Source organism: Streptomyces sp. JB150, from assembly GCF_011193355.1.
Classification (GTDB): domain Bacteria; phylum Actinomycetota; class Actinomycetes; order Streptomycetales; family Streptomycetaceae; genus Streptomyces.
Genome location: NZ_CP049780.1, coordinates 1477042 through 1501685 on the forward strand (window position 1 = coordinate 1477042; position 24644 = coordinate 1501685).

The following is a 24644-nucleotide window of genomic DNA, read 5'->3' on the forward strand; positions in this document are numbered from 1 at the left end:
CAGAGTCCCTGGGCAGGGGCATGATCCACCCCATGGAGCGTCTTCCCCTGCCCCTGGAGGGCATCACCGTCGTCGCCGTCGAGCAGGCCGTCTCCGCCCCGTTCGCCACCCGTCAGCTCGCCGATCTCGGCGCGCGGGTGATCAAGGTGGAGCGGGTCGACGGCGGCGACTTCGCGCGCGGCTACGACACCGCCGCCCGCGGTCTGGCCTCGCACTTCGTGTGGTGCAACCGGGGCAAGGAGTCGATCGCGCTGGACCTGAAGGACCCGCGCGGGCTGGACGTCGTACGGCGGCTGATCGTTGACGCGGACGTGTTCGTGCAGAACCTCGCGCACGGCGCGGCGGCCCGGCTCGGCCTGGACGCGGCGACGCTGTGCGCGGCGCACCCGCGGCTGATCGCCGTGGACATATCCGGCTACGGCGGGTCGGGACCGTACGCGGACAAGCGGGCCTACGACATGCTCGTGCAGTGCGAGGCGGGCCTGGTGTCGGTGACCGGGACGCCGGAGCAGCCGGTGAAGGCGGGCATTCCGGCGGCGGACATCGCGGCCGCCATGTACGCCTTCTCCGGGGTGCTGGCCGCGCTGGTGCGGCGGGGGACGACCGGGCGGGGCGGGCCGGTGGAGGTCTCGATGCTGGAGGCGCTGGCGGAGTGGATGGGGCATCCGCTGCACCACGCGATGCACGACGGCGCACCCCCGGCGCGCACCGGTCTCGCGCACGCGGTGATCGCGCCGTACGACGCGTACCCGACGGCGGACGGGGGGCGGGTGCTGCTGTCGGTGCAGAACGACCGGGAGTGGCGGCGGCTGGCCGAACGGGTGCTGGGCGAACCGGGGCTGGGCACGGACCCGGCGTTCGCGACGAACGCGGCGCGGGTGGCGAACCGGGACCGCACGGACGAGCTGGTGGCGAAGGCGCTGAGCGTGCTGGACGCCGACGAGGCGCTGGCACGGCTGGAAGGGGCGGGGATCGCGTGCGCGCGGCTGCGGGACGTCCGCGAGGTGGCGGAGCACCCGCAGCTCGCGGCGCGGGAGCGGTGGCGGGAGGTGGGCTCGCCGGTGGGGCCGCTGCGGGCGCTGCTGCCGCCGATCACCCTGCCGGGTGGGGAACCCGCACGGATGGGTGACGTCCCCGCGCTCGGCCGGCACACCGAGGCGCTGCTGCGTGCCGTGGGGATGACGGACGACGAGATCGCAGCCTTGCGCCGGGACGGTGTGGCGGCCTGAGCGCGGTTCGGGGAAGCGGCCCCCGGGGTCCGGGACGCGGTCCTCGGGGAGCGCCCGTGCCGGTCAGTGCCCGCCGAACAGGGTGCGGCGGAGCCTGCGCAGCGGGGCGAAGAGCGAGACGCGGCTCACTCGGGCGCCCGTGGCGCTGGGACGGTGCGCGGGCTCACGCGCGGTCAGCTCCAGCATCAGCGAGGTGGCCTCGGCCGTCTTCTGCCGCGGCACGGCGGGACCCGCCAGCACCGCGAGATGGCGGTCGAGGCGCGTACTGCTCGCGCTGCTTCCGTAGGTGATCGCAGGGACCCTGGCCCTGCTGCGCACAGTTATCTGTTCCATGTCACTCCCCACCCGTACGAGTCCACCCGGCCCGGGCAGGGTAACCCTATCGCCCCCTCGGGGCACGCGTGTATCGCGGTCACAGGAAACACCTTCCCCATAAGGGTGTTGACGACGCGTCTTCGATTACTCTCCGAATCCGACCGAATTCAGGGCGAGTTGGACAACGGGCGTGGTCGTGGGCCGGTCTGAGCCCCCGTCGGGTTCGACGGTGACGGCGAGTGACGTCGCCGCGCTGTCCAGGCCGGACGCGGCCAAGGGCGTATCGCCGTCGAAGAGGCCCAGAGAGCGCGGTGGCGCGCCGGGACGCATGAGCCACAGCTGGTGCACGTGTTCGCCGGGCGGCTCGCCGTACCCCCGCAGGGTCACCACCGCGCGCCCCGTCGAAACGGAAGCGATTACTCCGATCGTGCGGCCCCGCGCGTCCCGGCCGGACGCCGCGCGGGCGTCCCCCGCGCTCAGGACGTGGGCGATCTCACGTGCCCGGTCGCGCTCCGCGGCGAGTTCGTCCCGCGTCCGCTCCGCCTGGACGGCGAACAGCGCGGCGACCACGAGGGCCGCGGCGGCGGTCACCGTCGCGAACGGCATGAGCAGCGGGCGCGCCCGGGGGGTGCGGGCCCGCGCCCGCGGCGGCTGGACGCCCCAGACGTGCGGCGGCAGCCGCGGCGCGTGCCCTGGTGCGGCGGCGGCCTCCTGCGGGGTGGCCCGTACGGCGGCCATGACGCGCTCGCGCAGGGCGGGCGGGGCGGGTTCGGCCGCCGAGAAGGCCAGCCGCACCGCGTCCTCGGTGAGCGCCCGCGCCTCGGCGTCGCACCGCCCGCACCGGGCCAGATGCCGCTCGAACCGGCGCCGCTCGTCGGGTTCGAGCGCGTCGAGGGCGTAGGGCGCGGCGAGCGAGTGGGGGTCGTCGCGGCGCAGCAGCCGCCCGAACAGGCTCATGCCGCACCTCCGAGGCAGTCCCGCAGCCGGGTCAGCCCGTCCCGCATCCGGGTCTTGACCGTGCCCAGCGGCAGCGACAGCCGTTCGGCGACCTCGCGGTAGGTGTAGCCGTCGTAGTAGGCGAGGGTGACGGACTGGCGCTGGAGGGCGGTGAGCCGGTGCAGGCAGCGGCGCACCCACTCCCGTTCCAGGCCCGCCTCCACCTCCTCGGCGACCTGGTCGAAGGCGGGCGCCCGGGCGCGCAGCGCCTCCCGCTGCTCGCGGTCGGCCGCCGCGCGGGCGCTGCGCACCCGGTCCACGGCGCGCCGGTGGGCGAGGGTCAGCACCCAGGCGAGCGCGCTGCCGCGCCCCGGGTCGAACCGCCGTGCGGATCGCCACAGTTCGAGCAGCACTTCCTGGGCCACCTCCTCCGACTGGGCCGGATCCCGCACCACCCGCTTGACCAGACCGAACACCGGGCCGGACACCAGCGTGTACAGATCCTCGAAGGCCCGCTGGTCGCCGCCCGCCACGCGCAGCAGAAGCTCGTCCGCCTCCACCCGCTTCCCCCTCCCTGTCACCTGTCGGACGGGAGTACGGATCAGCGGGCCGAAAACGCGGGTCGCGCGGCGGGGAAACCGGCCGGCTCCCGGATTTCCTCCCGGGACTCCGGATGGTGTTCCGGGGCTCCCCGACGTTGTTCCGGGACTGCCGGACGTTGTTCCGGGACTCCGGACGTTGTTCCGGGGCTCCCGGATTTTTTCCCGACCGGACCAATCCGCCCCGCGGCCCGTGCCGAATCCCCCGCGTCAGGCAAGCAGGCACGGAGGACGGACGGCATGACAGCTATCTCCAGGAGCGGGGCCGGACGCGGCGTGACCGCGCTCGTGTGTGGCGCGCTGGCCGCCGGGGGGCTCGCGGCCGCCGGTGTGACCGCGCTGGAGCCGGGGGCGGCCGCCGCCTCCAGCCACCGGGAGGCCCCGCTGATCTCCGGGACCCCGCAGTTCGACAACACCGACCTCTACGCGTTCGTCAGCCCCGACAAGCCGGACACGACGACGCTCATCGCCAACTGGATCCCCTTCGAGGAGCCGGCCGGCGGGCCGAACTTCTTCCCCTTCGCCGAGGACGCGCAGTACGACCTGCGCGTCGACCGCGACGGGGACGCGCGGGAGGACCTGGTCTTCCGCTACACCTTCCGCACGCACGTGAAGAACGGCAACACGTTCCTGTACAACACCGGGCCGGTCGAGAGCCTGGACGACCCGGACCTGAACGTGACACAGACGTACGACATCGAGCTGATCCGGCTGAAGAACCTGCGCCCGGTGTCCCGCACGAGGATCGCCGCCGAGGTGCCGGTGGCGCCGTCGAACGTCGGCAAGGCGTCCATGCCGGACTACGGCGAACTGCGCGCCCAGGCGGTACGGGAACTGCCCGGCGGCGCGACGACGTTCGCCGGGCAGGCGGACGACCCGTTCTTCCTGGACCTGCGCGTCTTCGACCTGCTGTACGGCGGGAACCTCACCGAGGTCGGCAACGACACCCTCAAGGGCTACAACGTCAACTCCATCGCGCTCCAGGTCCCCACGGACCTGATCACCGAGTCGGCGCACCAGCCGGTCGTCGGCATCTGGTCCACCACCCAGCGCAAGAACGCCCAGGGGCACTTCCGGCAGGTGTCGCGGCTGGGCAATCCGCTGGTAAACGAGGTCGTCAACCCGCAGAAGGACAAGGACGTCTTCAACGCCTCCACGCCCCGCGACGACGCGAGGTTCCTGAAGAACGTCACCCACCCCGAGCTGCCGAAGCTCATCGAGGCCATCTACAAGATCAAGGCCCCGGCCGAGCCGCGCACCGACCTCGTCGACGTCTTCCTCAAGGGCGTGAAGGACCTCAACCAGCCGCCGCACGTCACCCCGGCGGAGCAGCTGCGCCTGAACACCGCGGTCAAGCCCGCGAAGGACCCGAAGCGGCTCGGTGTCCTCGACGGCGACACCGCGGGCTTCCCCAACGGCCGCCGGCTCACCGACGACGTGATCGACGCCGCGCTGCAGGTGGTCGAGGGCGAGCTGGTCGGCGCGGAGAACGACCTGGGGGACGCGGTCGACGCCAACGACAAGAAGTTCGGCAAGGCGTTCCCGTATCTCGCCCTGCCGGCGGAGGGCTCGCGCGGCCCGCTCGCCCAGGGCACCTCCGGAAACGCCGACGTCCGCAGCGGGCTCGGTGACGCGCTGCGCCCCGCGGGCGCGTCCTCCGGCGGCGCCGACACCTCCCTCATCGCCCTGTCCGCGGGCGCCGGCGCGCTGGGCGTCCTGCTGATCGGCGCGGCGCTGGCGTGGTGGCGCCGCGGCAGGGGCCGGGCCTACTGACCCGGCGGCCCTCCCGAGACCGGCGCGGCCCGTACCTCCCCAACCCCCACGGCGCGGGCCGCGCCCTCTTCCGTACGGCGGGGACGCCCGCCCGTGGGCGGGACCGCCCGGCGGCGCAGGCGCCGTCCCCGTACGGCGCGGATGCCGGGACGCACCGCCCCGGCACCGGTGCCTCACGCCGGGCCGCCGCCTCACGACACCCCACCGCCTGGGGGCCGGCCCCGGCACCACCACATCACCTTCCCGGCCCCCGCCCCGGCACCACCGCGCCCCCTCCCCCACCGCCGCACGACGACCCCACCGCCGCGCGGCCTCCGCTCCACCTTCCGTACCGCCGCACGAGGAGAGGCATGGTCCCCCGTACGACGCACGACAACGACACCGGGTCACGGCGCGGGCGCGCCCTGCGGCTCGCGGGCTGTGCCGCGCTGCTGGCGGTGGCCCTGACGGGCACGTCGATCGCGGTCGGCGAGCCCGGCCGGCCCGGCCCGCGGCCGGTGTCCCCGGCGCCCGTGTCCCCGGCCCTGCTCCCGCAGGGCGACCTCGACGCGGGCGTCACCGCGCTCCAGGCCCATCTGCGCGCTCAGCCGAGGGACTTCACCGGCTGGGCGACCCTCGCTCTCGCCTACGTCGAGCAGGCCCGGACCACCGGCGACCCCTCCCGCTATCCGCGGGCCGAACGCGCCCTGGACCGCTCGCTGGCCCTGCGGCCCGGCAACGACCAGGCGCTCGCCGGTCGCGCCGCCCTCGCCGCCGCCCGGCACGACTTCACCGGCGCGCTCCGCCACGCCGACCGCGCGCTGCGGAGCAACCCGTACAACGAGCGCGCCCTGTGCAGCCGTATCGACGCCCTGGTCGAGCTGGGCCGCTACCCCGAGGCCTCGCGCGCAGCCCGCCTCGCCGACACCCGGCGGCCGGGCGTACCGGTGTTCACGCGGTACGCGTACGTCAGTGAGCTGCGCGGCGACGTCCGCACCGCGCGCCGGGTCCTGGAGCGGGCGCTCGGCTCGGCCCGCGCGCCCGGCGACGTGGCGTACGTGGCCACCGCGCTCGGGCGGCTCGCCTTCGCCCGGGGGGACCACGCGGCGGCCCTGCGGCACTACGCCCGCGCCCTCGCCGCCGACCCCGGCCAGCTGCCCGCGCTGGAGGGCCGGGCGCGCGCCCAGGCCGCCCGCGGCGACCTGGCGGGGGCGGTCCGCACGGCGGAGCGGGTCGTCACCCGCGCCCCGCTGCCCGGCCCGCTGGTGCTGCTCGGCGAGCTGTACGAGGCGCGGGGCGACAAGGCGAAGGCGCGTGCGCAGTACGCCCTCGTCGGCGCCTGGACCGACCTCGCCCGCGCGGGCGGCGTCAATCCCGATCTGGACACCGCCCTCGCGGCTGCCGACCTCGGCGACGCGGAAACGGCGCTGCGCGCGGCCCGCGCCGAGTGGGAGCGCCGCCGTACGGTGCACACCGCCGACGCGCTCGCCTGGGCCCTGCACGCGAACGGACGGGACGCCGAGGCGCTGGCGTACGCCCGCCGGGCCACCGCGACCGGTTACCGCGACGCCGCGTTCCACTACCACCGCGGCATGATCGAACGGGCGCTGGGCCGCGACGCGGACGCCCGCGCCTCCCTCACCGCGGCGCTGGGGCTGAACCCGGGCTTCTCCCCGCGGGGCGCCCGCGAGGCGAGGGCTGCGCTCAAGGGCCTGGGGGGCGCTCAGTGAGGCCCCGCCACCTCGCCGCGTCCGCCGTGGCCGCCTGCGCGCTCGTCCTGCTGCCCGCCGGGACCGCCGCAGCCCATCCGCTGGGCGACTTCACCGTCAGCCAGTACGACGGGCTGGTCGCCGGCCCCGGCGAACTGCGCGTCGAGCACGTCGAGGACTTCGCCGAGATCCCGGCGGCGCAGGCCCGGCCCGCGATCGAGCGGCGCGGCCTGGACGCCTGGGCCCGGCAGCGGTGCGCGCGGGCCGCGCGCGACAGCCGGGTCACCGTCGGCGGACGCGGCGTCCCGCTCACCGTCGTCACCGCCGCCGGACACGTCCGGCCGGGGAGGGCGGGGCTCGACACCCTCCGCGTGGAATGCCGGCTGACGGCCCCGCTCCCCAAGGACGGCCCGGTGACCGTCGGCTTCCGCGGCGCGGGCGCGGCCGTCGGCCCCGGCTGGCGGGAGATCACGGCACGCGGCGACGGTACGACGCTCACCGCGTCGGACGTGCCCGAGGAGTCGGTGTCCCGGGAACTGACCCGCTATCCCGAGGAGTTGCTGTCCTCGCCGGCCGACACCACCTCGGCGTCGCTGCGCCTGCGCCCCGGCGGCCCCGGGCTCGCCGGGGAGGGGGACCGGGACGCGCCCGCCGCGTCCGTGCTGCCGCGCGGCGCCGACCGCTTCACCAGCGCCCTCGGCTCCCTGGTCGCCCGTCACGACCTCACCCCCGGCTTCGCCGCGCTCGCCCTGGCCGTCGCGCTCGGCCTGGGCGCGCTGCACGCGCTGGCGCCGGGCCACGGCAAGACGCTGATGGCCGCGACGGCGGCGGCCCGCGGCGGCCGGGCCCGGCTGCGGGACGTGCTGCCGCTGGCCGCGTCGGTCACGGCCACCCACACCCTCGGCGTGGTCGCCCTCGGCCTGCTCGTCACGGCCGGTTCGGCGGCCGCGCCGTCCGTGGTCGCCTGGCTGGGCATCGCGAGCGGCGCCCTGGTCACGGCGGCGGGAGTGACCCTCGTACGCCGGGCCTGGCGCAACCGAGGACACGGGCACGGGCATGAGCACGGGCACTCACACGGTCATGCCCACGCCCACTCCCACGACGACGAACACGAGCGCGACCACGACCACGCTGACGAGCACGCCCACCCCCACCCCCACCCCCACGACCACCCACACCCCCACCCCCGCCCCTCCCTCCGCGGCACCCTCTTCCTCGGTTTCGCCGGAGGGCTCGTCCCCAGCCCCTCCGCGGTCGTCGTGCTGGTCGGCGCGGCGGCGCTGGGGCGGGCCTGGTTCGGGCTGCTGCTGGTCGTCGCGTACGGCGCGGGGCTCGCGGTGACGCTCACCGCGGCCGGGTTCGCCGTGTTCCGGCTGGGTGCGGGCCTCGCGGCGCGGGTCCGGCGGCCCGCGGGCCCGCTGGCGCGGGCGCTGCGGCGCGGCGCCCCGCTGGGGTCGGCGTCCGTGGTCGTGGCCCTCGGTGCCGGATTGGTGCTCAAAGGGGCGGCAACGGCACTCGGGTGAGCTACTTTCGTGAAGAAACAGGGATTTCGCCCGGATGCGAATGGGGGACGCCCGTCTCCGACGTACCGGGTCGTGAACGGCTGATCGCGGGGCGCTACCGGCTGATGTCCCCGCTCGGCGAGGGCGGTATGGGCACGGTGTGGCGGGCCCGTGACGAGGTGCTGCACCGCGAGGTCGCCGTGAAGGAGGTGCGCGCCCCGGCGGGGCTGGCCGCGTCCGACGTGGAGCGGATGTACGCGCGGCTGGAGCGCGAGGCGTGGGCCGCCGCGCGGGTCGCGAACCGCAATGTGGTGACCGTGTACGACGTGGCGACCGAGGAGGGCCGCCCCTGGATCGTGATGGAGCTGGTGCGGGGCATCTCGCTGGCAGAGCTGCTGGAAGCGGAGGGTCCGATCGCCCCGCGGCGGGCGGCGCGCATCGGCGCGGAGGTGCTGTCCGCGCTGCGGGCCGCGCACGCGGCGGGGGTGCTGCACCGGGACGTGAAACCGGCGAACGTGCTGCTGTCGAACGACGGCCGGGTGGTGCTCACCGACTTCGGGATCGCCATGGTCGAGGGCAGCTCCGCGCTGACCATGACCGGTGAGGTCGTCGGCTCGCCGGAGTTCCTGGCGCCGGAGCGGGCGCTGGGCCGCACGCCGGGTCCGGAGTCCGACCTGTGGTCGCTGGGCGTGCTGCTGTACGCGGCGGTGGAGGGCAGTTCGCCGTTCCGGCAGGACACCCCGCTGAGCACGCTGCGGGCCATCGTCGACGAGGAGCTGCCGCCGCCGCGCCGGGCGGGCCCGCTCGGTCCGGTCATCGAGGGGCTGCTGCGCAAGGACCCGGCCCAGCGGCTGTCCGCCGAGCGGGCCGAGCGGGAGCTGCGGCTCGTCGACGCGGGCGGTACTCCGCGCGCCGGTCACGCGGACACGGCCCCGACGACGCCGTACGCGCCGTACGCGCCGACCGTCGCCGCGGGTGCCGCGGGGGCCGCCGCCCCGCCGCCGGGACAGGGGGGCCACTCGACCGGCGCCGCCACCCCCACCGCCCCCGGCCGGGAGCCGCCGTCCCGTGACCGCCGGGCCGTGACCGCCCTGGTCGCGGGCGTGGCCGCGCTGGCGCTGGCCGTCGCGGGGCTGACGTACGCGCTGCTGAACCGCGAGGACCCGGACGGCGGGAACACGGGCGCCGGCACGGACACCCCCACGGTGCAGCAGGGTTCGCCGACGCCCTCGGACGAGGAGATTGGCGGGAAGTCCCCCTCCCCTGCGCCGAGTTCGAGCCCGAGTCCCCGCCCGAGCCGCAGCGCTTCCAGCACTCCGCCGCCCCAGTCGGTGACCGTGGCGGTCACCGGGGCGCGCACCGAGTACGAGGGGCCGTGTCCGCCGCCGGCCGAGGACGCGCCGCGGTTCACGGCGACGTTCACGGTGGGCCGGGTACCGGCACGGGTCGTGTACCAGTGGGTGGACGAGGACGGCGAGCCGTTCGACGGCGGGTGGAAGACGCTGTCGTTCCCGGCGGGCGGCGGCAGCAGCGCGCAGGACCGGGTGACCGTGACGACGTACGACGACAGCGGGACGTTCGAGAACGCGATCGGGGTGGAGGTGCGTGAGCCGGTGCACACCACGTCCGGGAAGGTGGCGTTCTCGGTGACGTGTGTGACGGAGACCCCGTCGGACGGGGCCTCCGCCTCACCGAGCGCGTGAGGGTCAGGCCGCGCTGCGGAACACCGGCAGGTAGCCGCCGGACTGACCGTTCGCGGTCGGGTGGTACGACTCACCGATGTTGAGCCAGTTGACGCTGTGCAGCCACGAGCTGCCGGAGCAGATCTCGTGGCCGGTGAACGTGGTGCGCACGTCACCGAAGGTGAAGCCGTGGTTCAGGGCGCGCTTCTCGATCGCGGCGTTCAGATGGTCGGAGGCCTGGTTGATGGCGGCGCGCTTGGTCTCGGACAGGCCGAGGCAGGCGGTGCCGAGCTGGTAGAAGCGGGGGTAGCCGAGGACGACGACGTGGGCCGACGGCGCCTTGGAGCGGATGGCGTCGTACACGGCGTCGAGCTTGCCGGGCAGGGTGCTGTCGACGTACGCCTTGGCGGTGTTGATGCGGCTGACGCAGGCGCTGTCGGACTGCGTCACACAGGTGATCATGACGTCCGCGAAGCCGGCGTCGTTGCCGCCGACGCTGATGGACACGAGGCCGGTGCCCGTGCCGAGCGGGGCGAGCTGACCGGCGAGGACGTCGTCGGTGCGGGCGCCCGAGCAGGCGGTGAAGTGGAAGGAGGCGGGGGCGTTGGCGGCGGCCCACAGGTACGGGTACGCCCTCGTGCTGCGCTTGCAGTCGCCGCTGGAGCTGATGTAGCTGCCCGCGCCGACGCCGGAGGAGTAGGAGTCGCCGAGCGCCACGTATCCGGTGGCGGCGGCTTCTGACGCGTGGACCGCGGTGGCTCCGGTGAGCGTCGCTACGACGCCGAGGAGTACCGAGGCCACGTATGCGACAAGTCGGGAACGTCTCATGCAACCTCCCTTTAGCAGGATCTCTGCCTCAACCGTGGTACCAACTACGCGTGTTGACGGGAAGTGTCCATGCCAAGTCTTTTTGTGTGCGCTACCGATTGGTTCCTGATCGGTCATCACGTGGTTCCGGCGATTTTCGGACCGTCACCGATCACTTTCCGGACCGATACGCGTACGCCCCCGTGCGCTTGATTTCGCGTACATGACAGATTTGTTGATGGGTGTTCAACTCCCTTGTTCCCCACCCGTAGATCACCCACGCTTTACCTCAGTCCGGAGCGGTACGCGCCGCTCCGGGCCGTGTGCGCGACAACGCGCGCATCCCCCACACGCGCGGCGCCCCACCCGGGGCGCGCGCGCCGCCTAGAGGAGGACTCCCTCGTAATGGCACACCTGCGGAGCAAGAAGGTGCGGCTCGCCGCGATAACCAGCCTGGCCACCGCCGCCCTCGTGGGCGGGCTCACCACCCTCCCCGCCCAGGCCGCCCCGGCCGTGGGCACCGTGCTCGCGGCCGACTCCCCCACCGCGATCAAGGACAGCTACATCGTCACGCTCAAGAAGGGCGCGGGCTTCAAGGCCACGTCCAGCCAGGGCAAGAACCTCATCAAGGAGTACGGAGGCTCCGTCAAGCGGACGTTCGGCAGCGCGCTGAACGGCTACGCCGCCACCCTCTCGGCGGCCGAGGCGAAGAGACTCGCCGCCGACCCGGCGGTGGCCGCGGTCGAGCAGAACCAGCGCGTCTCCATCGACGCCACCCAGACCAACGCGCCCTGGGGCCTGGACCGCATCGACCAGGCCTCGCTCCCGCTGTCCGGCACCTACACCTACCCGGACACCGCGGGCAGCGGCGTGACCGCGTACGTCATCGACACCGGCGTGCGCATCACCCACTCCCAGATCAGCGGCCGGGCCGTCAACGGCTACGACGCCGTCGACGGCGACACCACCGCCCAGGACGGCAACGGCCACGGCACCCACGTGGCCACCACGATCGCGGGCTCCACCTACGGCGTCGCCAAGAAGGCGAGGATCGTCGCGGTGCGGGTGCTGAACAACAGCGGCTCGGGCACCACGGCGGGCGTCATCGCGGGCATCGACTGGGTGACCAGGAACCACTCCGGCCCCTCGGTCGCCAACCTGTCCCTCGGCGGCGGCGTCTCCAGCACCCTGGACACCGCGGTGCGCAACTCCATCGCCAGCGGCGTCACCTACGCGGTCGCGGCGGGCAACAGCAACACCAACGCCTCCTCGTCCTCCCCGGCCCGGGTCACCGAGGCCATCACGGTCGGCGCCACCACCAGCACCGACGCCCGCGCCAGCTACTCCAACTACGGCTCGGTGCTCGACATCTTCGCGCCCGGCTCCTCCATCACGGCGGGCTGGCACACCAGCGACACCGCGACCAACACCATCTCCGGCACCTCGATGGCGACCCCGCACGTCGCGGGCGCGGCCGCCGTCTACCTGGCCAACCACACCTCGGCGACCCCGGCGCAGGTCGCGTCCGCGCTGACCGCCGGCGCCACCACCGGCAAGGTCACCAGCCCGGGCACCGGCTCGCCCAACCGGCTGCTGAGGCTCGTCCCCTGATGCTCCGCGAGCGGATGTGATCACGGTTCCCCGGGGGCGCGCGACGCCTCCGGGGAACACGTGCGCGCTCTTGACGGCCCCCTCGGCACTGGGCCACATTGAAGCCCGGCATCCGGCGCTTCGGGGGGCAAAGTCGCCCATGCAGAACATCCGCAGCACAACCGATCCAGACCGAACTCCAGACGGAAGAGACGGAACAGACGGAACAGGAGGGGCGGACGGAACAGAGACGGCGGACGCGGCGGACAAGGCGGACGAGGCGGACGACGCCGAGCGGACGCGGCCAGGACCGGGGAGGGACCTGACGCCACTGCTCGCGGGCGCCGCGACCGCCATCGGGGGGCTGGGCGCGCTGCTCGCGCTCACCGGCTCGGGCTCGCCGCTGCGCGCCCCGTTCACCTTGTTCTTCCTGCTCGCGGCACCGGCCGCGGCGATCGCCGCCGCGCTCACCGGGCTGGAACCCTTCGGCCGCACCGTCGCCTCGCTGGCGGGCGCGGTCGCCGTCGACATGCTCGTGGCCCAGCTCCTGCTCGCCACCCACCACTGGTCGGCGGGCGCCGGACTGGCGGCCGTGACCGCGTTCAGCGCCCTCGTTCTCCTGTCGGCCCTCCTGCGCCGGCCGGCCCGCCGTACACCGAAGAGACAGGGCTAGTGACGTGGACATCAGCGTGTACCGCCCGGGCGAGCTGACCGCAGCCGACCGGGGGGCGTGGACCGCCCTGCAGGCCAAGGCGCATCTGCACGGGGCGCCGCAGCTCGCGAACCCCTTCCTGTCCCCCGAGTTCGCGCTCGCGGTGGGCAGGTACCGGCGCGGGGTGCGGATCGCGGTGGTCCGGGAGGGCGGCGAACCGGCCGCGTTCCTCCCGTTCCAGCGGTCCGCCGCCGGGGTCGGCCGGGCCGTCGGGCTCGGCGTCTCGGACGCGCAGGGCGTGGTGCACCGGCCCGGGTTCACCTGGGACGCCGGCCGGCTGCTGCGCGCCTGCGGGCTCGCCGTGTGGGAGTTCGACCACCTGGTGGACGGCCAGCGGCCGTTCGAGGCCGGGATCTCGGGCACCTTCCCGTCCCCGGTCATGGACGTCGACCAGGGCTACGACACCTATCTCGCCGGGCTGCGCGAGCGCTCGCCCAAGTTCACCCGGACCACGCTCGCCAAGGAGCGCAAGCTGGACCGGGACACCGGCGGGCTCCGCTATGTGCACGACGAGCGGGACCCGGCCGCGCTGCGCACCCTGATGGAGTGGAAGTCGGCGCAGTACCGCCGCACCGGCCGCAGCGACCGCTTCGCCCAGGACTGGATCACCGACCTGGTCCGCCATCTGTTCCACACCCGCACCGACCGGTTCGCCGGGAACCTCTCGGTGCTCTACGCGGACGGCCGTCCGGTCGCCGCCCACTTCGGGCTGCGCAGCGAGCGCGTTCTCGCCTGCTGGTTCCCGGCGTACGACCCGGCGTTCGCCAAGTACTCCCCGGGCCTGATCCTGCATCTGCGGATGGCCGAGGCCGCCGCGGCCGACGGCATCGCCTATCTGGATCTGGGCCGGGGCCGCAAGGAATACAAGGAATCCCTGAAGACGCGCGACATCCGCGTGTCGGAGGGGTGGGTGACCCGCCGTCACCCGGTGGCGCTGGGCCACCGGGCGCGCCGGGCCCCGGTGCGGGCGCTGCGCAACGCCGTGGTGTCCCGGCCCGAACTGTTCGAACCCGCCGACCGGCTGCTCAAACGGGTGGGAAAGATCCGCTCAGGCCGGGCGGCCGTGGATAAACCGACAAAAACGTGAGACCTGGTTGCAGGTCTTGCCATAGTGGTTCAACCATCAATACCGTCGTGCATCTCACCCGCATCGGACCATCACACAGCGGAACCGGGGAGGGGCTCAGGGCCGCGGTGGTGCCGGGGCGGGGCGCGGTAGGGGGGTGCCGTGGCCGGCCGGACGTGCGTGCCTGTGCGCGCGTGCGTGGGCCGGGACGTGCCGCGCAACCGGCTGCCGTTTTTCGGGTCGCCGGTGAGGTGTGCCAGTGACAACCCCCCTTTCGAACCGGACACACAGCCGGGCCGCCCGGGGGTGGGCGGCCCACCGGACGAGAGGGATTCGGACTCATGAGCTCAGTACTGCGCCCGGCCGACCCGGGCGAGGAGCAGGCCAGGACCACCGCGTACCGGCCCGTCTCCTCTCATCTGGCCATCGCGCCACCGGTGAGCGTGGTGATCCCCGCCATGAACGAGGCGGAGAACCTGCCGTACGTCTTCAAGACCCTGCCGGCGTGGATACACGAAGTGGTCCTGGTCGACGGCAACTCGACCGACGACACCGTCGAGGTGGCCCGCGCGCTGTGGCCCGGCGTGAAGGTCGTCCGGCAGCGCGGCAAGGGCAAGGGGGACGCCCTGACCACCGGGTTCGCGGCCTGCACCGGCGACATCATCGTGATGGTCGACGCCGACGGCTCGGCCGACGGCGGCGAGATCGTTTCGTACGTCTCCGCGCTGGTCTCCGGCGCGGACTTCGCCAAGGGGTCCCGCTTCGCCAACGGCGGCGGCACCGACGACATGACCTTCATCCGCAAGCTGGGCAACCGCGCGCTGTGCGCGGTCGTCAACCGCAAGTTCGGCGCCCGCTACACCGACCTGTGCTACGGCTACAACGCCTTTTGGCGGCACTGCCTGGACAAGATCGAGCTGGACTGCACCGGCTTCGAGGTCGAGACCCTGATGAACATCCGGGTGGTCAAGGCGGGCCTGAGGGTGCAGGAGATACCCAGCCACGAGTACCTGCGCATACACGGCACCAGCAACCTCAGCGCCGTGCGCGACGGGCTGCGGGTGCTGCGGGTGATCCTGCGGGAGCGCTCCAACCGGCGGGCCCTGCGCCGCCGTCGGCACACCTCCCCGATGCTGGACGCGGTGCGGGGAGAGGCGTCGTGAGCGCCACGCACAGCGCGCCGGACAGCACGAGGGACAGCGCGCCGGTCAGCGCGCCGGACAGCACGAGGGCCGGGGCGGCGGCCGGCGTCACGGACCACGGCGCCCCGGACGGACCCGCGATCTCCGTCGTCATCTGCGTGTACACCGAGGACCGCTGGGCGGACATCCTCGCGGCGGTCTCCTCGGTGCGGGAGCAGTCCCGGCCGGCGCTGGAGACCTTGCTGGTGGTCGACCACAACCAGGCGCTGCTGGACCGGCTGGCCGGGGAGTACAAGGAGGCCGGGGACGTGCGGGTGCTCGCCAACGCGGGCCCCCGCGGGCTGTCCGCGGGCCGCAACACCGGCATCGCCGCCTCGCGCGGCGAGGTGATCGCCTTCCTCGACGACGACGCCGTCGCCGAGCGGGACTGGCTGCGCCACTTCGCGGCCGGGTACGCCGACCCGCGGGTGATGGCGGTCGGCGGCCGCACCGTGCCCGTCTGGGCGTCCGGCCGCCGGCCCGCCTGGTTCCCGCAGGAGTTCGACTGGGTGGTCGGCTGCACCTACCGCGGCCTGCCGCCCGGCCGGGTGCGGGTGCGCAACGTGCTCGGCGGCAACGCCTCCTTCCGCCGGACCGCGTTCGACGCGGCGGGCGGCTTCGCCACCGGCATCGGCCGCGACGGCGACAAGCGCCCGCTGGGCTGCGAGGAGACGGAGCTGTGCATCCGGCTCACCCGGGCGGTGCCGGACGCGGTGCTGCTGATCGACGACCGCGCGGTCATCCACCACCGGGTGCCCGCCGGGCGGGAGCGGTTCGGCTACTTCCGCACCCGGACGTACGCCGAGGGCCTGTCCAAGGCGCTCGTCGCCCGCAGTGTCGGCGCCGGCAAGGGGCTGGAGTCGGAGCGGCGGTACGCCACCCGGGTGCTGCCCGCCGGGGTGGCGCGCGGGCTGCGGGACGCCGTGCTGGCCCGGCCGGGCGGCGCGGGACGGGCCGGGGCGATCGTCGCCGGCGTGCTCATGGCGGCCGGCGGGTACGTCGTGGGGAGCGTGCGGGCACGCCGGGGCGGGGCCACGTTCTCCGTGGCGCCGGTCGGGAGGGAGAGCAGATGACCGCGGACACCGGTGTGCCGATCCTGATGTACCACGCGATCGACACCGACCCCAGCGACGCCACCCGCGGCCTGTCGGTCACCCCGCGGGCGTTCACCGCCCAGATGGAGCTGATCGGCGAGCTGGGGCTCACCCCGCTCACCACCGCCGACCTCGCCGGCCGCTGGCGCGACGGCCGCCCGCTGCCGCCCCGCCCCGTCCTCGTCACCTTCGACGACGGCTACGCGGGCGTGTACCGGCACGCGCTGCCCGTGCTCGTCAAGCACGGCTTCCCCGCCACGCTGTTCGTCTCCACCGGCTGGATCCGGGGTCCCTACGACACCGGGGGCGCCCTGGACACCATGCTCGACTGGGACCAGGTGCGCGAACTGGCCGGCACGGGCGTGGAGATAGGGGGTCACAGCCACAGCCATCCGCAGCTCGACCAGCTCGGCGACGACGCCCTGCGGCGGGAGCTGACCCGCTGCCGTGACCTGGTCGCCGACGAGCTGGGCGCGCTGCCGGTGTCGTTCGCCTACCCGTACGGCTACTCCGACCGCCGGGTGCGCCGGCAGGTGCGGGCCACCGGGTTCGCGCAGGCGCTCGCCGTCGGCAACGAGCTGGCCCGGCGCCGCCAGGGGCCGTACGCGCTGCGCCGGGTCACCGTGCGCCGCGGCACCGGCATCGAGGAGTTCGGGCGGCTGGTCGAAGGCCGCGCGATCGGCCGTACGTTCGCCACCGACCGTGCCCTGACCAAGGGGTACGCCCTGGTCCGCAGAGCCCGACAGGTCCGCCGGAAGGCCATTCGTACCCGTGTCTGACACGACCACCGCAGCGCAGGCCGGCCCCGACGCCCGACCGGAGCGGCCGGCGCCCGGACGGGCCGGCCGCAGCCAGCTGCTGCGCAACGCCTACGCGCTGATGCTCAACACCGGGATCTCCGCGGTGCTGGGCCTCGGCTTCTGGCTGGCGGCGGCCCGCTACTACACCGAGTCGGCGGTCGGCCAGGGCTCCGCCGCGATCGCCGCGATGAAACTGCTCGCGGGGCTGACCGCGGTGACCCTGACCGGCGCGCTGGCCCGGTTCATCCCGGTCGCCGGGCGCTCCACGGGGCGGCTCATCGCCGGGACGTACGCGGGCAGTTCGCTGGTGGTGGCGCTGGCGGCCGGGGCGTTCTGGCTGACGCTGGACCGGTGGGGGCCGTCGTACGCCTTCCTGGCCGAGCCGGTGGGCGGGCTGGGTTTCGTGGTCGCGGTGGTCGCCTGGAACCTGCTCACCCTGCAGGACGGGGTGCTGACCGGGCTGCGCAGCGCGCTGTGGGTGCCGGTCGGCAACACCGCGTTCTCGGCGGTGAAGCTGGGGCTGCTGGTCGCCTGCGCGGCGACCGTGCCGGCCGCCGGGGTGTTCGTGTCGTGGGTGGCGGCGATCGCCGTCTCCGTGCTGCCGCTGGGCTGGCTGGTGTTCCGGCGGCTGGTGCCGCGGCACGCGCGGGCGACCGGGAACCGGTCGGCGCCGCCGTCCCCGCGGGAGGTCGGCCGGTTCCTGGCCGGCGACTGCACCGGCTCGCTGTTCTCGCTCGCGGTGGTCTATCTCGTCCCGGTCATCGTGGCCGCGCAGGTCGGCTCCGAGGACAACGCGTACTTCTACGTCACCGCCACCATCGGCGGCACGGTCAACCTGCTCGCCATCAACATGGGGGCCTCGCTGACCGTCGAGGGCTCGCACGCGCCGGGCCGGCTGGCCGCCGACACGCGCGCGGCGCTGCGCCGGATGGCGAAGATCATGCTGCCGGTGTGCGCGGTGCTGTTCCTCGGCGCGCCGTGGATCCTCGGGGTGTTCGGCGCGGGTTACGCGGACGCCGCCACGCCGCTGCTGCGCTGGTTCGCGGTGGGCGCGCTGCTGCGGGTGGTGATGGAGACGTACTTCGCGGTGCTGCGCGCGCAGAGCCGTACCGCCGGGCTCGTCTGGCTCCAGGGCCTGCTCTGCGCCCTGGTGCTCGGTCTGACGCTGCTGCTGCTCCCGCGGATGGGGCTGACCGGCGCGGGCGTCGCCGAGATCGCCAGCCTCGCGGTGATCGTGGCGATCGCCGCGCCGAAGCTGTACCGGACCGTGCGGGCGGTGCCGCCGCCCGGTGCCGTACCCCCGCATGAGGAGGCCGCGGACGGGACGGCGGCCGGTGCGGGCGCGCGTGAGGTGCCCGCCGGGTCCGCGGGCCGCCGGCGCGGTCCGGGCTGGGCGCTCGACACGGACACGCTCATGCTCGGCGTGCGGGTCGACGTCGACCATCCGGAGCGCCGCCCGGACGTGCGTCCAGGACCGGGCACACCGCCCGCGGGCATCCCGGTCGCGGATATGCCGGTCGCGGGCATCCCGGTTGCCGGCATCCCGGATGCGGACGTACCGGTCGCGGACATGCCGGTCAGGGACGCGGGGGCCGCGGACCCGGGGGTGGGCGCGGCGTCCGAACGGGACGCCGAGCGCCCGGTGGAGGAAGGGGAAGCGTCCGAGCCCGTGCAGGCCGACCGAGAGCCGGCTGCGACGCCGGAGGTGCCGCCGCCGTCCTGGCGGGAGCGGCTGACGCCCACCCGTCTCGGGGTCGTCCTCGGCTGTCTGCTGGTCGTCGCGCTGCTGCTGTACTGGGTGCCCGCCGCCCGCCTCGACGAGGCCGACCTGGACCGGATGGGCGGGCTGGGGCTGGTCTCGGTGCTGCCCGCCGCGACACTGGCCGGTGCCGGGCTGCTGGTGGTGGTGTTCGCGTCGCTGCTCCGGCCGGCCCGCGAGCACCGGACGCTGCTGCTGGTGACGCTGCTGGCCACGGTGGTGTCCCTGCACGCGCTGCCCGCCGTGATCGAGACCGAGCCGCGGTTCGCGACCGCCTGGCAGCACCTGGGGTTCCTCGACCACATCGAGCGGACCGGGACGGCCGTACCGGACCTGGACGCGCGCTGGAGCTGGCCGGGGTTCTTCGCGGCGGCCGCCTTCGTCGCCCAGGCGTGCGGCGTCGACGACTTCACCGAGGTCATCCGCTGGTGGCCGACGCTGATCCAGCTGGCGTATCTGGCGCCGGTGTTCCTGCTGACCCGCTCGCTGCGGGCGGGCTGGCGGGCCCGGTGGACCGGTGTGTGGATCTTCGCGCTGAGCGGCTGGGTGGGCCAGGACTACTTCTCGCCGCAGGGCTTCACGTATCTGCTCTACCTGGTGTTCGTGGCGGTGCTGCTGGTCTGGTTCCGCGCCCCGCGCGTGATCTGGACGAGGCTGCGGCCCGGCGAGGCGGAGGCCGAGCCGGTGAACCGGCGGCAGCGGGCGGTGCTGCTGCTGGTGGTGACCGGTCTGTTCCTGGCGAGCGTGCCCGCCCATCAGCTCACGCCGTTCGTGATGCTGGGCGTGGTGACCGTGCTGGTCCTCGTCGGGCGCTGCGAACTGCGCGGGCTGCCGCTGCTGTGCGGGGTGGCGGTGGTGTCGTGGATCGGCTTCATGGCGGAGCCCTACTGGTCGGGGCACTTCGACGAGATGTTCGGCGGGATCGGCGGGGTCGGCGGCAATGTCTCCTCGTCGGTGTCCGGCCGGATCGAGGGCGGCAGCTCCACCCACAAGCTGGTGCTGTACACGCGGGTGGCGCTGGCCGGCGGGGTGCTCGCGTTCGCCTGCTGGGGCTGGTGGCGGCGGCGCCGGGCCGGGTACCGCGAACGGTCCCTGCTCGTCCTCGCCTTCGTGCCGTTCCTCGGCTTCGGCATGCAGTCCTACGGCGGCGAGATGGCGCTGCGCGTCTTCCTGTTCGCCCTGCCCGGCGCGGCCCTGCTCGCCGCCCTCGCGCTGTTCCCGCGCACCGGGGCCACCGCGAAGGAGCGCGGCCGGGACCGGGCGAGCCTGGCCGTACCGGCCGCCCTGCTGGCCGGCCTGGTCCTCATGGGCGGCTTCCTGGTGGCCCGCTGGGGCAACGAGCCGTTCGAGCGGATCCGGTCCGGCGAGGTCGCCGCCATGGAGTACGTGTACGCGCACGACGATCCGAGCGTGCGGCTGCTGTGGCTGAGCAACGACACCGTCGAGAACGTGACTCCGGCGATGCCGTGGGGCGCGCGGGACATGGAGAAGGTGGAGTATCTGCCCACTCTCGCACCGGCCGACCCGGTGCTGGTGTCGGGGCTGGTGAAGGCGCTCAAGGACGCGGGCCCGAACTCGTACCTGATGGTCAACCGCAGTCAGGTCACCTACCTGGTGATGGACGTCGGCTACGCCCCCACGTGGGAGTCGCGGCTGGTCCGGAACCTGGACCGGCGGCCCGAGCTGCGCACGGTCCTCGCCAACGAGGACGTCACGATGTACGCGCTGCGCGAGCGGCCCGCGGGCGAGGTCCCGGAGCCGGATCCCGGCCCGGCCGGTCCGCGGGTGACCTGGACGCCGTGGTCGGTGGTCGGCGCGCTCGCGGCGGCGGCGCTGCTGGTGCTGCTGGCGGCCCGGGAGGTGGTCCGGGTCGCGGCCCGGCCGGGGGTGCGGCAGCTGCGCGCGCTGCAGAGCGGTTTCTGGTTCTCGCTGCCGCTGCTGGCGGTGCTGCTGGCCTCGCTGGTGCAGCGGTTCCTGACGCTCGAGTGAGGGGGCGGGGCGTCAGCGCGTCAGCCAGGTGACCTCGTACGCCTGGAGGTGGACGGTGCGGCCGTCGACCTTCGCGGTCAGGGCCCGGTCACGGGTGTTGACGACGAGGGCGGTGCGGTCGGTGGCGAGGACGCGGACGTCGTCGCGGGAGACGGGGACGCTGTCGTAGCGCGTGCCCGGCGGGAACGCGGCGGCGAACCGGGAGACGAGGCCGTACATCGGCAGCTCGCCGCCGCCGTCCGGGCGGCCGGTCGGGGTCCACAGGCAGCCGCGGCACTCGGGTCCCTCCTCGGCCTGCGGGTTCCAGTAGAAGCCGGAGGTGGCGCCGCCCTCCGCCATGGCGATCATCCCGGCGGCCTGGACGGCGACCCGGTGCGTCTCGGACCAGCCGTGGCGTTGGTCGTCGCCGTCGGCGGGCTCGACGTAGTACTCGGCCCACCACAGCGGCAGCTCGCCGCCGGTCTGCCGGCGCACCCACTCCCCCACCGCGGTGAACTTGCCGGTGGCGGCGAACTCGTCGGGCAGCAGCTCGTCGTCGCGGGTGTAGCTGGAGCCGTCGACCACGACGAAGTCGGCGCCCGCCTTGTGCCGGTTCCAGTAGGCGAAGGCGTCCAGCACCCGTTGGTCCAGGGCGCCCCAGGGGCCCCTCAGGGCGGCCGAGGCGTGCTCGTCGCGCGGGTCGAGACTGTCCATGACCAGGTAGGGGCCGCCGACCATGATGTCCTCGTCGACGTCCTTGAGCGCGCGGTACACGAGGTTGTACATCCGGGTGTAGCCCTCGTGGTCCCAGCGGTGCCCGGCGTCGTTCCAGAAGCCCTTGAACTCGTTCCAGACGATGAAGTGCCGTACGTCCGGGTAGCGCCTGGCGACGGTCGCGGCGAGGGCGGCGAAGTCGTCGTAGTGCCCGGGGTCGGGCGCGGTCTCCAGGGCGGCCTGGCTCCAGTCCGTCTCGCCGGCGCCGGCCTCGCCGCCCTTCATCCAGTCCGGGGCGCAGCACAGGGTGATGACCGGGGTGGCGCCGGAGGCGCGCATGAAGTCGACCCGCGCGTCGAGCGCCGCGAAGTCGTAACGCCCCGGCACCGGCTCGGGGTTGTCGGCACCCCAGCCCATGATGTGCTGGTTCTGCGGCAGCCCGTCGTCCTTCAGCCGGTCCTCGACGCGGGCGACGGCGCGCGGGCTGCCCTCGTCGGCGCTGAACTGAGTGTGCGTGAAGCCCCAGCCGACGTCGGGGCGCGGGCGCCCTGGCGGGGTGGCGGGCGTGCCGTGCACCTTGTCGCCGTCGGGTGAGGTGCCCTCCGTGGCGGGGCCGCCGCCGGGCAGCGTGCCGACCAGGGTCACCAGCAGGGCCACGACGGCCGCCGACACGCCGAACAGCGCGGCCAGCCGCCACCGCCGGACCCCCGCATCCCACCCGTGTCGTCCCATCGAGGGCAACAGTAACGGCGGAGACGGGCGCCGGGGCAGAGGACGCCGGAAAGCACCGAAGGGGCGGGTAAGGGGCAGCACGGGACGCAAGGCGCGCGCCCGGCACCGGGGCGCGTACGCCGACACTCCGGGCGCGCGGCGACACTCCGCGCGCACCTCGGAAACCGGGTGCACGAGGCGGCCGGGTGCCCGATCATGGCGGCATGTCCGCGAACCCACACGACGCACTGCCGATCCGGCTCACCGTCGACGACAGCGACTCGCCGTCCGATGTCGTCGACGCGCTGTTCCTCGGCCGTTTCGCGACGGGCGAGCAGCCCTACTCGCACGCCGCGAACATCGACCGCGTCCGCTCCGGGGCGACCCTGCTGCCGCCGGACGCGCGCGTGCTGCGGGTGGCCCGCGACGACGACCGCAGCGCCACCCTCGCCGAGGGCGACGGCTGGACGGTGCTGGTCTCCCGCTGGAACCGGGGCGCCGACGTCACCGTGACGGCGACCACGGCCGACCTGGCGAAGAAGGTCCTCGCCCAGGCCACGGACGGCGCGGCGGACGAGCCCGAGCCGCAGCCGGAGAACGTCACGATGGGCTTCTGGTACGTCTCGCCGAGGCGTGGCCCGCACCGGACGACCCGGCAGATCTCGGCGGGCACGTGGGACGAGGTGCGGGGCAACTACACGGCGCCGGTCGCGGAGGCGATGGACCGCCTGATGAAGACGACGCCGGAGGACATCGCGGGCCGTCTGCTGCTGCTGCACGGCCCGCCCGGCACCGGCAAGACCTCGGCGCTGCGCACCCTGGCCCGCTCCTGGCGGGACTGGTGCCAGGTGGACTGCGTGCTGGACCCGGAGCGGCTCTTCAGCGACGTGGGCTATCTGATGGACATCGCGATCGGCGAGGAGGACGCGGCGGGCAAGGGCCGCTGGCGGCTGCTGCTGCTGGAGGACTGCGACGAGCTGATCCGCGGCGAGGCGAAGCACACGGCGGGCCAGGCCCTGTCGCGGCTGCTGAACCTGACGGACGGCCTGCTGGGCCAGGGCCGCAACGTCCTGGTCGGCGTCACCACCAACGAGGACCTGGAGCGGCTGCACCCGGCCGTCGTGCGCCCGGGGCGCTGTCTGGCGCGCATCGAGGTGGGGCGGCTGACCCGGGCGGAGGCGGTGAACTGGCTGGGCACCGAGGAGGGGGTCGGCCGGGACGGGGCGACGCTGGCCGAGCTGTACGCACTGCGCCGGGGCACGTCCCCGGCGTCGCTGCCGGAGCCGCGGGGCGGGACGGAGGCGGGGCTGTACCTGTGATGCTTTGATGGGGTTATGCCTGTGCACGTCGGCACGTCGGGATGGCAGTACAAGGACTGGAAGGGCGTCCTGTACCCGCCGGAGGTGCCCACGCGGCGCTGGCTGGAGGAGTACACGCGGTGGTTCGCCACCGTCGAGATCAACAACGCGTTCTACCGGCTGCCGTCCCGTGAGACGTTCGAGGCGTGGCGGGAGCGGGTGCCGGACGACTTCGTCGTCGCGGTCAAGGCCAGCCGGTATCTGACCCACATCAAGCGGCTGAAGGACCCCGGGGAGCCGGTGGAGCGGCTGATGACCCACGCGGCCGGTCTCGCCGGCCGGCTGGGCCCGGTGCTGCTCCAGCTGCCGCCGACGCTGCGCGCGGACGCCGCGCTGCTGGACGCGTGCCTGGGCTGCTTCCCGCCGTCGGTCCGGGTGGCCGTCGAGCCGCGGCACGAGTCGTGGTGGACGCCGGAGATCCGCGACGTGCTGACGTCCCGGGGCGCCGCCCTGTGCTGGGCGGACGTGCTGTCCCGCCCGGTCACCCCGCTGTGGCGCACGGCCGGCTGGGGGTACGTCCGCTTCCACCAGGGCCGCGCCCGGCCCTGGCCGCGCTACGGCCGCCAGTCCCTGGAGACCTGGCTGCGCCGTGTCGCGGAGGCGTTCGACGACGGTGACGACGTGTACGCGTACTTCAACAACGACCCCGGCGCGGCGGCGGTGGCGGACGCGGCGGCGTTCGGCCGGCTGGCCGTGGCGCGGGGCCGCACGGTGACACGGACCCCGGCGGGGCTGGCGGGTGCGCCCGGCCGGTGACCCGCGGCGCTCACCGCTCCCCGGTGCTCACTCCCCGTACGCCGCCCGCAGCGCCTCCCGTACGGCCGTCAGGGCCGCCTCCCGGCCGGTGCCCAGGCGGTGGGCGCGCTCGGCGTACGACCGGGCCGCCGCGGCCAGCTCGCGCTCCGCCGCCTCGCCGGCCGCGGCGACGAACGTGCCGTTGCGGCCGCGGGTCTCGATCACGCCGTCCGCCTCCAGGGCCCGGTACGCCTTGGCGACGGTGTTCGCGGCCAGGCCCAGCGACTCGGCCAGGCCGCGCACGGTGGGCAGCCGGTAGCCCACCGGCAGCTCGCCCGACCGGGCCTGCGCGGAGATCTGCGCGCGCACCTGCTCGTAGGGCGGTACGGCGCCCTCATCGATGTGGATCTTCAAGGTCACGGGCC

General features: G+C 74.4%; 20 protein-coding genes. 14 read left to right on the forward strand and 6 right to left on the reverse strand.

Translation table 11 applies throughout. The features are described 5' to 3' along the window. The first annotated feature begins 32 nt into the window (after positions 1-32). A complete protein-coding gene (locus G7Z13_RS07020; protein ID WP_165997080.1) occupies positions 33-1229 on the forward strand; it encodes a CaiB/BaiF CoA-transferase family protein in 1197 nt (398 codons plus the stop codon). A 63-nt stretch (positions 1230-1292) separates the two neighbouring features. Here the strand turns inward: G7Z13_RS07020 and G7Z13_RS07025 are convergent, their stop codons facing one another. The 3 genes from G7Z13_RS07025 to G7Z13_RS07035 all read right to left on the reverse strand — a co-directional run bounded on the left by G7Z13_RS07025 (position 1293) and on the right by G7Z13_RS07035 (position 3040). Beyond that, positions 1293-1562: a hypothetical protein gene (locus G7Z13_RS07025; protein ID WP_165997082.1), complete on the reverse strand. Its 270-nt coding sequence runs from the start codon at positions 1560-1562 to the stop codon at positions 1293-1295. 126 nt (positions 1563-1688) lie between these two features. Continuing rightward, on the reverse strand, positions 1689-2501 hold the full coding sequence (locus tag G7Z13_RS07030; RefSeq protein ID WP_165997084.1) for an anti-sigma factor: 813 nt from the start codon (positions 2499-2501) through the stop codon (positions 1689-1691). Then, entirely contained in the window at positions 2498-3040 is a 543-nt protein-coding gene (locus G7Z13_RS07035) for a sigma-70 family RNA polymerase sigma factor (RefSeq protein ID WP_165997086.1), read from the reverse strand. Before G7Z13_RS07035 ends, G7Z13_RS07030 begins: the two co-directional genes overlap by 4 nt. A gap of 279 nt (positions 3041-3319) precedes the next feature. Between G7Z13_RS07035 and G7Z13_RS07040 the strand changes: the two genes are divergently transcribed. The 4 genes from G7Z13_RS07040 (at position 3320) to G7Z13_RS07055 (ending at position 9745) form a co-directional block, all read left to right on the forward strand. Then, on the forward strand, positions 3320-4852 hold the full coding sequence (locus G7Z13_RS07040; RefSeq protein WP_165997087.1) for a DUF4331 domain-containing protein: 1533 nt from the start codon (positions 3320-3322) through the stop codon (positions 4850-4852). 350 nt (positions 4853-5202) lie between these two features. Further along, the gene (locus G7Z13_RS07045) at positions 5203-6561 is read left to right on the forward strand and encodes a tetratricopeptide repeat protein (protein ID WP_165997089.1); all 1359 of its coding nucleotides are present in this window, start codon (positions 5203-5205) and stop codon (positions 6559-6561) included. After that, complete coding sequence (locus tag G7Z13_RS07050) at positions 6558-8063, forward strand: nickel transporter (RefSeq protein ID WP_165997091.1); 1506 nt, start codon at positions 6558-6560, stop codon at positions 8061-8063. The genes G7Z13_RS07045 and G7Z13_RS07050 overlap by 4 nt, the downstream gene beginning before the upstream one ends. 104 nt (positions 8064-8167) lie before the next feature. Further along, positions 8168-9745, forward strand: a complete 1578-nt coding sequence (locus G7Z13_RS07055; protein ID WP_165997093.1) for a serine/threonine-protein kinase — start codon at positions 8168-8170, stop codon at positions 9743-9745. 3 nt (positions 9746-9748) lie between these two features. Here G7Z13_RS07055 and G7Z13_RS07060 read toward each other — a convergent pair whose 3' ends face one another. Continuing rightward, positions 9749-10552: an SGNH/GDSL hydrolase family protein gene (locus G7Z13_RS07060; RefSeq protein ID WP_165997095.1), complete on the reverse strand. Its 804-nt coding sequence runs from the start codon at positions 10550-10552 to the stop codon at positions 9749-9751. A gap of 384 nt (positions 10553-10936) precedes the next feature. On the opposite strand from G7Z13_RS07060, the gene G7Z13_RS07065 reads away from it, so the two are divergent. The 7 genes from G7Z13_RS07065 (at position 10937) to G7Z13_RS07095 (ending at position 20722) form a co-directional block, all read left to right on the forward strand. After that, the gene (locus tag G7Z13_RS07065; protein WP_165997097.1) at positions 10937-12142 is read left to right on the forward strand and encodes a S8 family peptidase; all 1206 of its coding nucleotides are present in this window, start codon (positions 10937-10939) and stop codon (positions 12140-12142) included. A 139-nt stretch (positions 12143-12281) separates the two neighbouring features. After that, positions 12282-12794 (forward strand): hypothetical protein, encoded by a 513-nt coding sequence (locus tag G7Z13_RS07070; RefSeq protein WP_240926139.1) that lies wholly within the window; start codon positions 12282-12284, stop codon positions 12792-12794. A gap of 4 nt (positions 12795-12798) precedes the next feature. Next, positions 12799-13920 carry a GNAT family N-acetyltransferase gene (locus G7Z13_RS07075; protein ID WP_165997099.1) on the forward strand — a complete coding sequence of 374 codons (1122 nt, stop codon included), beginning with the start codon at positions 12799-12801 and terminating at the stop codon, positions 13918-13920. 320 nt (positions 13921-14240) lie between these two features. Continuing rightward, complete coding sequence (locus G7Z13_RS07080; protein ID WP_165997101.1) at positions 14241-15062, forward strand: glycosyltransferase family 2 protein; 822 nt, start codon at positions 14241-14243, stop codon at positions 15060-15062. A 119-nt stretch (positions 15063-15181) separates the two neighbouring features. After that, positions 15182-16153 carry a glycosyltransferase family 2 protein gene (locus G7Z13_RS07085; protein WP_166004722.1) on the forward strand — a complete coding sequence of 324 codons (972 nt, stop codon included), beginning with the start codon at positions 15182-15184 and terminating at the stop codon, positions 16151-16153. Then, on the forward strand, positions 16150-16953 hold the full coding sequence (locus tag G7Z13_RS07090; RefSeq protein ID WP_206313017.1) for a polysaccharide deacetylase family protein: 804 nt from the start codon (positions 16150-16152) through the stop codon (positions 16951-16953). Before G7Z13_RS07085 ends, G7Z13_RS07090 begins: the two co-directional genes overlap by 4 nt. Further along, on the forward strand, positions 16946-20722 hold the full coding sequence (locus tag G7Z13_RS07095) for a lipopolysaccharide biosynthesis protein (RefSeq protein WP_165997102.1): 3777 nt from the start codon (positions 16946-16948) through the stop codon (positions 20720-20722). Before G7Z13_RS07090 ends, G7Z13_RS07095 begins: the two co-directional genes overlap by 8 nt. Positions 20723-20734: 12 nt before the next feature. On the opposite strand, the gene G7Z13_RS07100 is transcribed toward G7Z13_RS07095, so the two are convergent. Continuing rightward, the gene (locus tag G7Z13_RS07100) at positions 20735-22147 is read right to left on the reverse strand and encodes a xylan 1,4-beta-xylosidase (protein ID WP_165997104.1); all 1413 of its coding nucleotides are present in this window, start codon (positions 22145-22147) and stop codon (positions 20735-20737) included. A gap of 203 nt (positions 22148-22350) precedes the next feature. Between G7Z13_RS07100 and G7Z13_RS07105 the strand changes: the two genes are divergently transcribed. Next, positions 22351-23445 carry a DUF5925 domain-containing protein gene (locus tag G7Z13_RS07105; protein ID WP_165997106.1) on the forward strand — a complete coding sequence of 365 codons (1095 nt, stop codon included), beginning with the start codon at positions 22351-22353 and terminating at the stop codon, positions 23443-23445. Between the two features lie 15 nt (positions 23446-23460). Beyond that, the gene (locus G7Z13_RS07110) at positions 23461-24240 is read left to right on the forward strand and encodes a DUF72 domain-containing protein (protein WP_165997107.1); all 780 of its coding nucleotides are present in this window, start codon (positions 23461-23463) and stop codon (positions 24238-24240) included. Between the two features lie 27 nt (positions 24241-24267). Here the strand turns inward: G7Z13_RS07110 and G7Z13_RS07115 are convergent, their stop codons facing one another. Then, complete coding sequence (locus G7Z13_RS07115; protein WP_165997109.1) at positions 24268-24639, reverse strand: GntR family transcriptional regulator; 372 nt, start codon at positions 24637-24639, stop codon at positions 24268-24270. Positions 24640-24644: the final 5 nt, after the last annotated feature.

Bases quoted from the DNA above. Each gene is read 5' to 3' on its own strand.
- G7Z13_RS07100 (WP_165997104.1), bottom strand. From the start codon at position 22,147: ATGGGACGACACGGGTGGGATGCGGGGGTCCGGCGGTGGCGGCTGGCC.
- G7Z13_RS07105 (WP_165997106.1), top strand. From the start codon at position 22,351: ATGTCCGCGAACCCACACGACGCACTGCCGATCCGGCTCACCGTCGAC.
- G7Z13_RS07080 (WP_165997101.1), top strand. From the start codon at position 14,241: ATGAGCTCAGTACTGCGCCCGGCCGACCCGGGCGAGGAGCAGGCCAGG.
- G7Z13_RS07060 (WP_165997095.1), bottom strand. From the start codon at position 10,552: ATGAGACGTTCCCGACTTGTCGCATACGTGGCCTCGGTACTCCTCGGC.
- G7Z13_RS07055 (WP_165997093.1), top strand. From the start codon at position 8,168: ATGTCCCCGCTCGGCGAGGGCGGTATGGGCACGGTGTGGCGGGCCCGT.
- G7Z13_RS07090 (WP_206313017.1), top strand. From the start codon at position 16,150: ATGACCGCGGACACCGGTGTGCCGATCCTGATGTACCACGCGATCGAC.
- G7Z13_RS07045 (WP_165997089.1), top strand. From the start codon at position 5,203: ATGGTCCCCCGTACGACGCACGACAACGACACCGGGTCACGGCGCGGG.
- G7Z13_RS07040 (WP_165997087.1), top strand. From the start codon at position 3,320: ATGACAGCTATCTCCAGGAGCGGGGCCGGACGCGGCGTGACCGCGCTC.
- G7Z13_RS07065 (WP_165997097.1), top strand. From the start codon at position 10,937: ATGGCACACCTGCGGAGCAAGAAGGTGCGGCTCGCCGCGATAACCAGC.
- G7Z13_RS07020 (WP_165997080.1), top strand. From the start codon at position 33: ATGGAGCGTCTTCCCCTGCCCCTGGAGGGCATCACCGTCGTCGCCGTC.
- G7Z13_RS07025 (WP_165997082.1), bottom strand. From the start codon at position 1,562: ATGGAACAGATAACTGTGCGCAGCAGGGCCAGGGTCCCTGCGATCACC.
- G7Z13_RS07070 (WP_240926139.1), top strand. From the start codon at position 12,282: ATGCAGAACATCCGCAGCACAACCGATCCAGACCGAACTCCAGACGGA.
- G7Z13_RS07030 (WP_165997084.1), bottom strand. From the start codon at position 2,501: ATGAGCCTGTTCGGGCGGCTGCTGCGCCGCGACGACCCCCACTCGCTC.
- G7Z13_RS07110 (WP_165997107.1), top strand. From the start codon at position 23,461: ATGCCTGTGCACGTCGGCACGTCGGGATGGCAGTACAAGGACTGGAAG.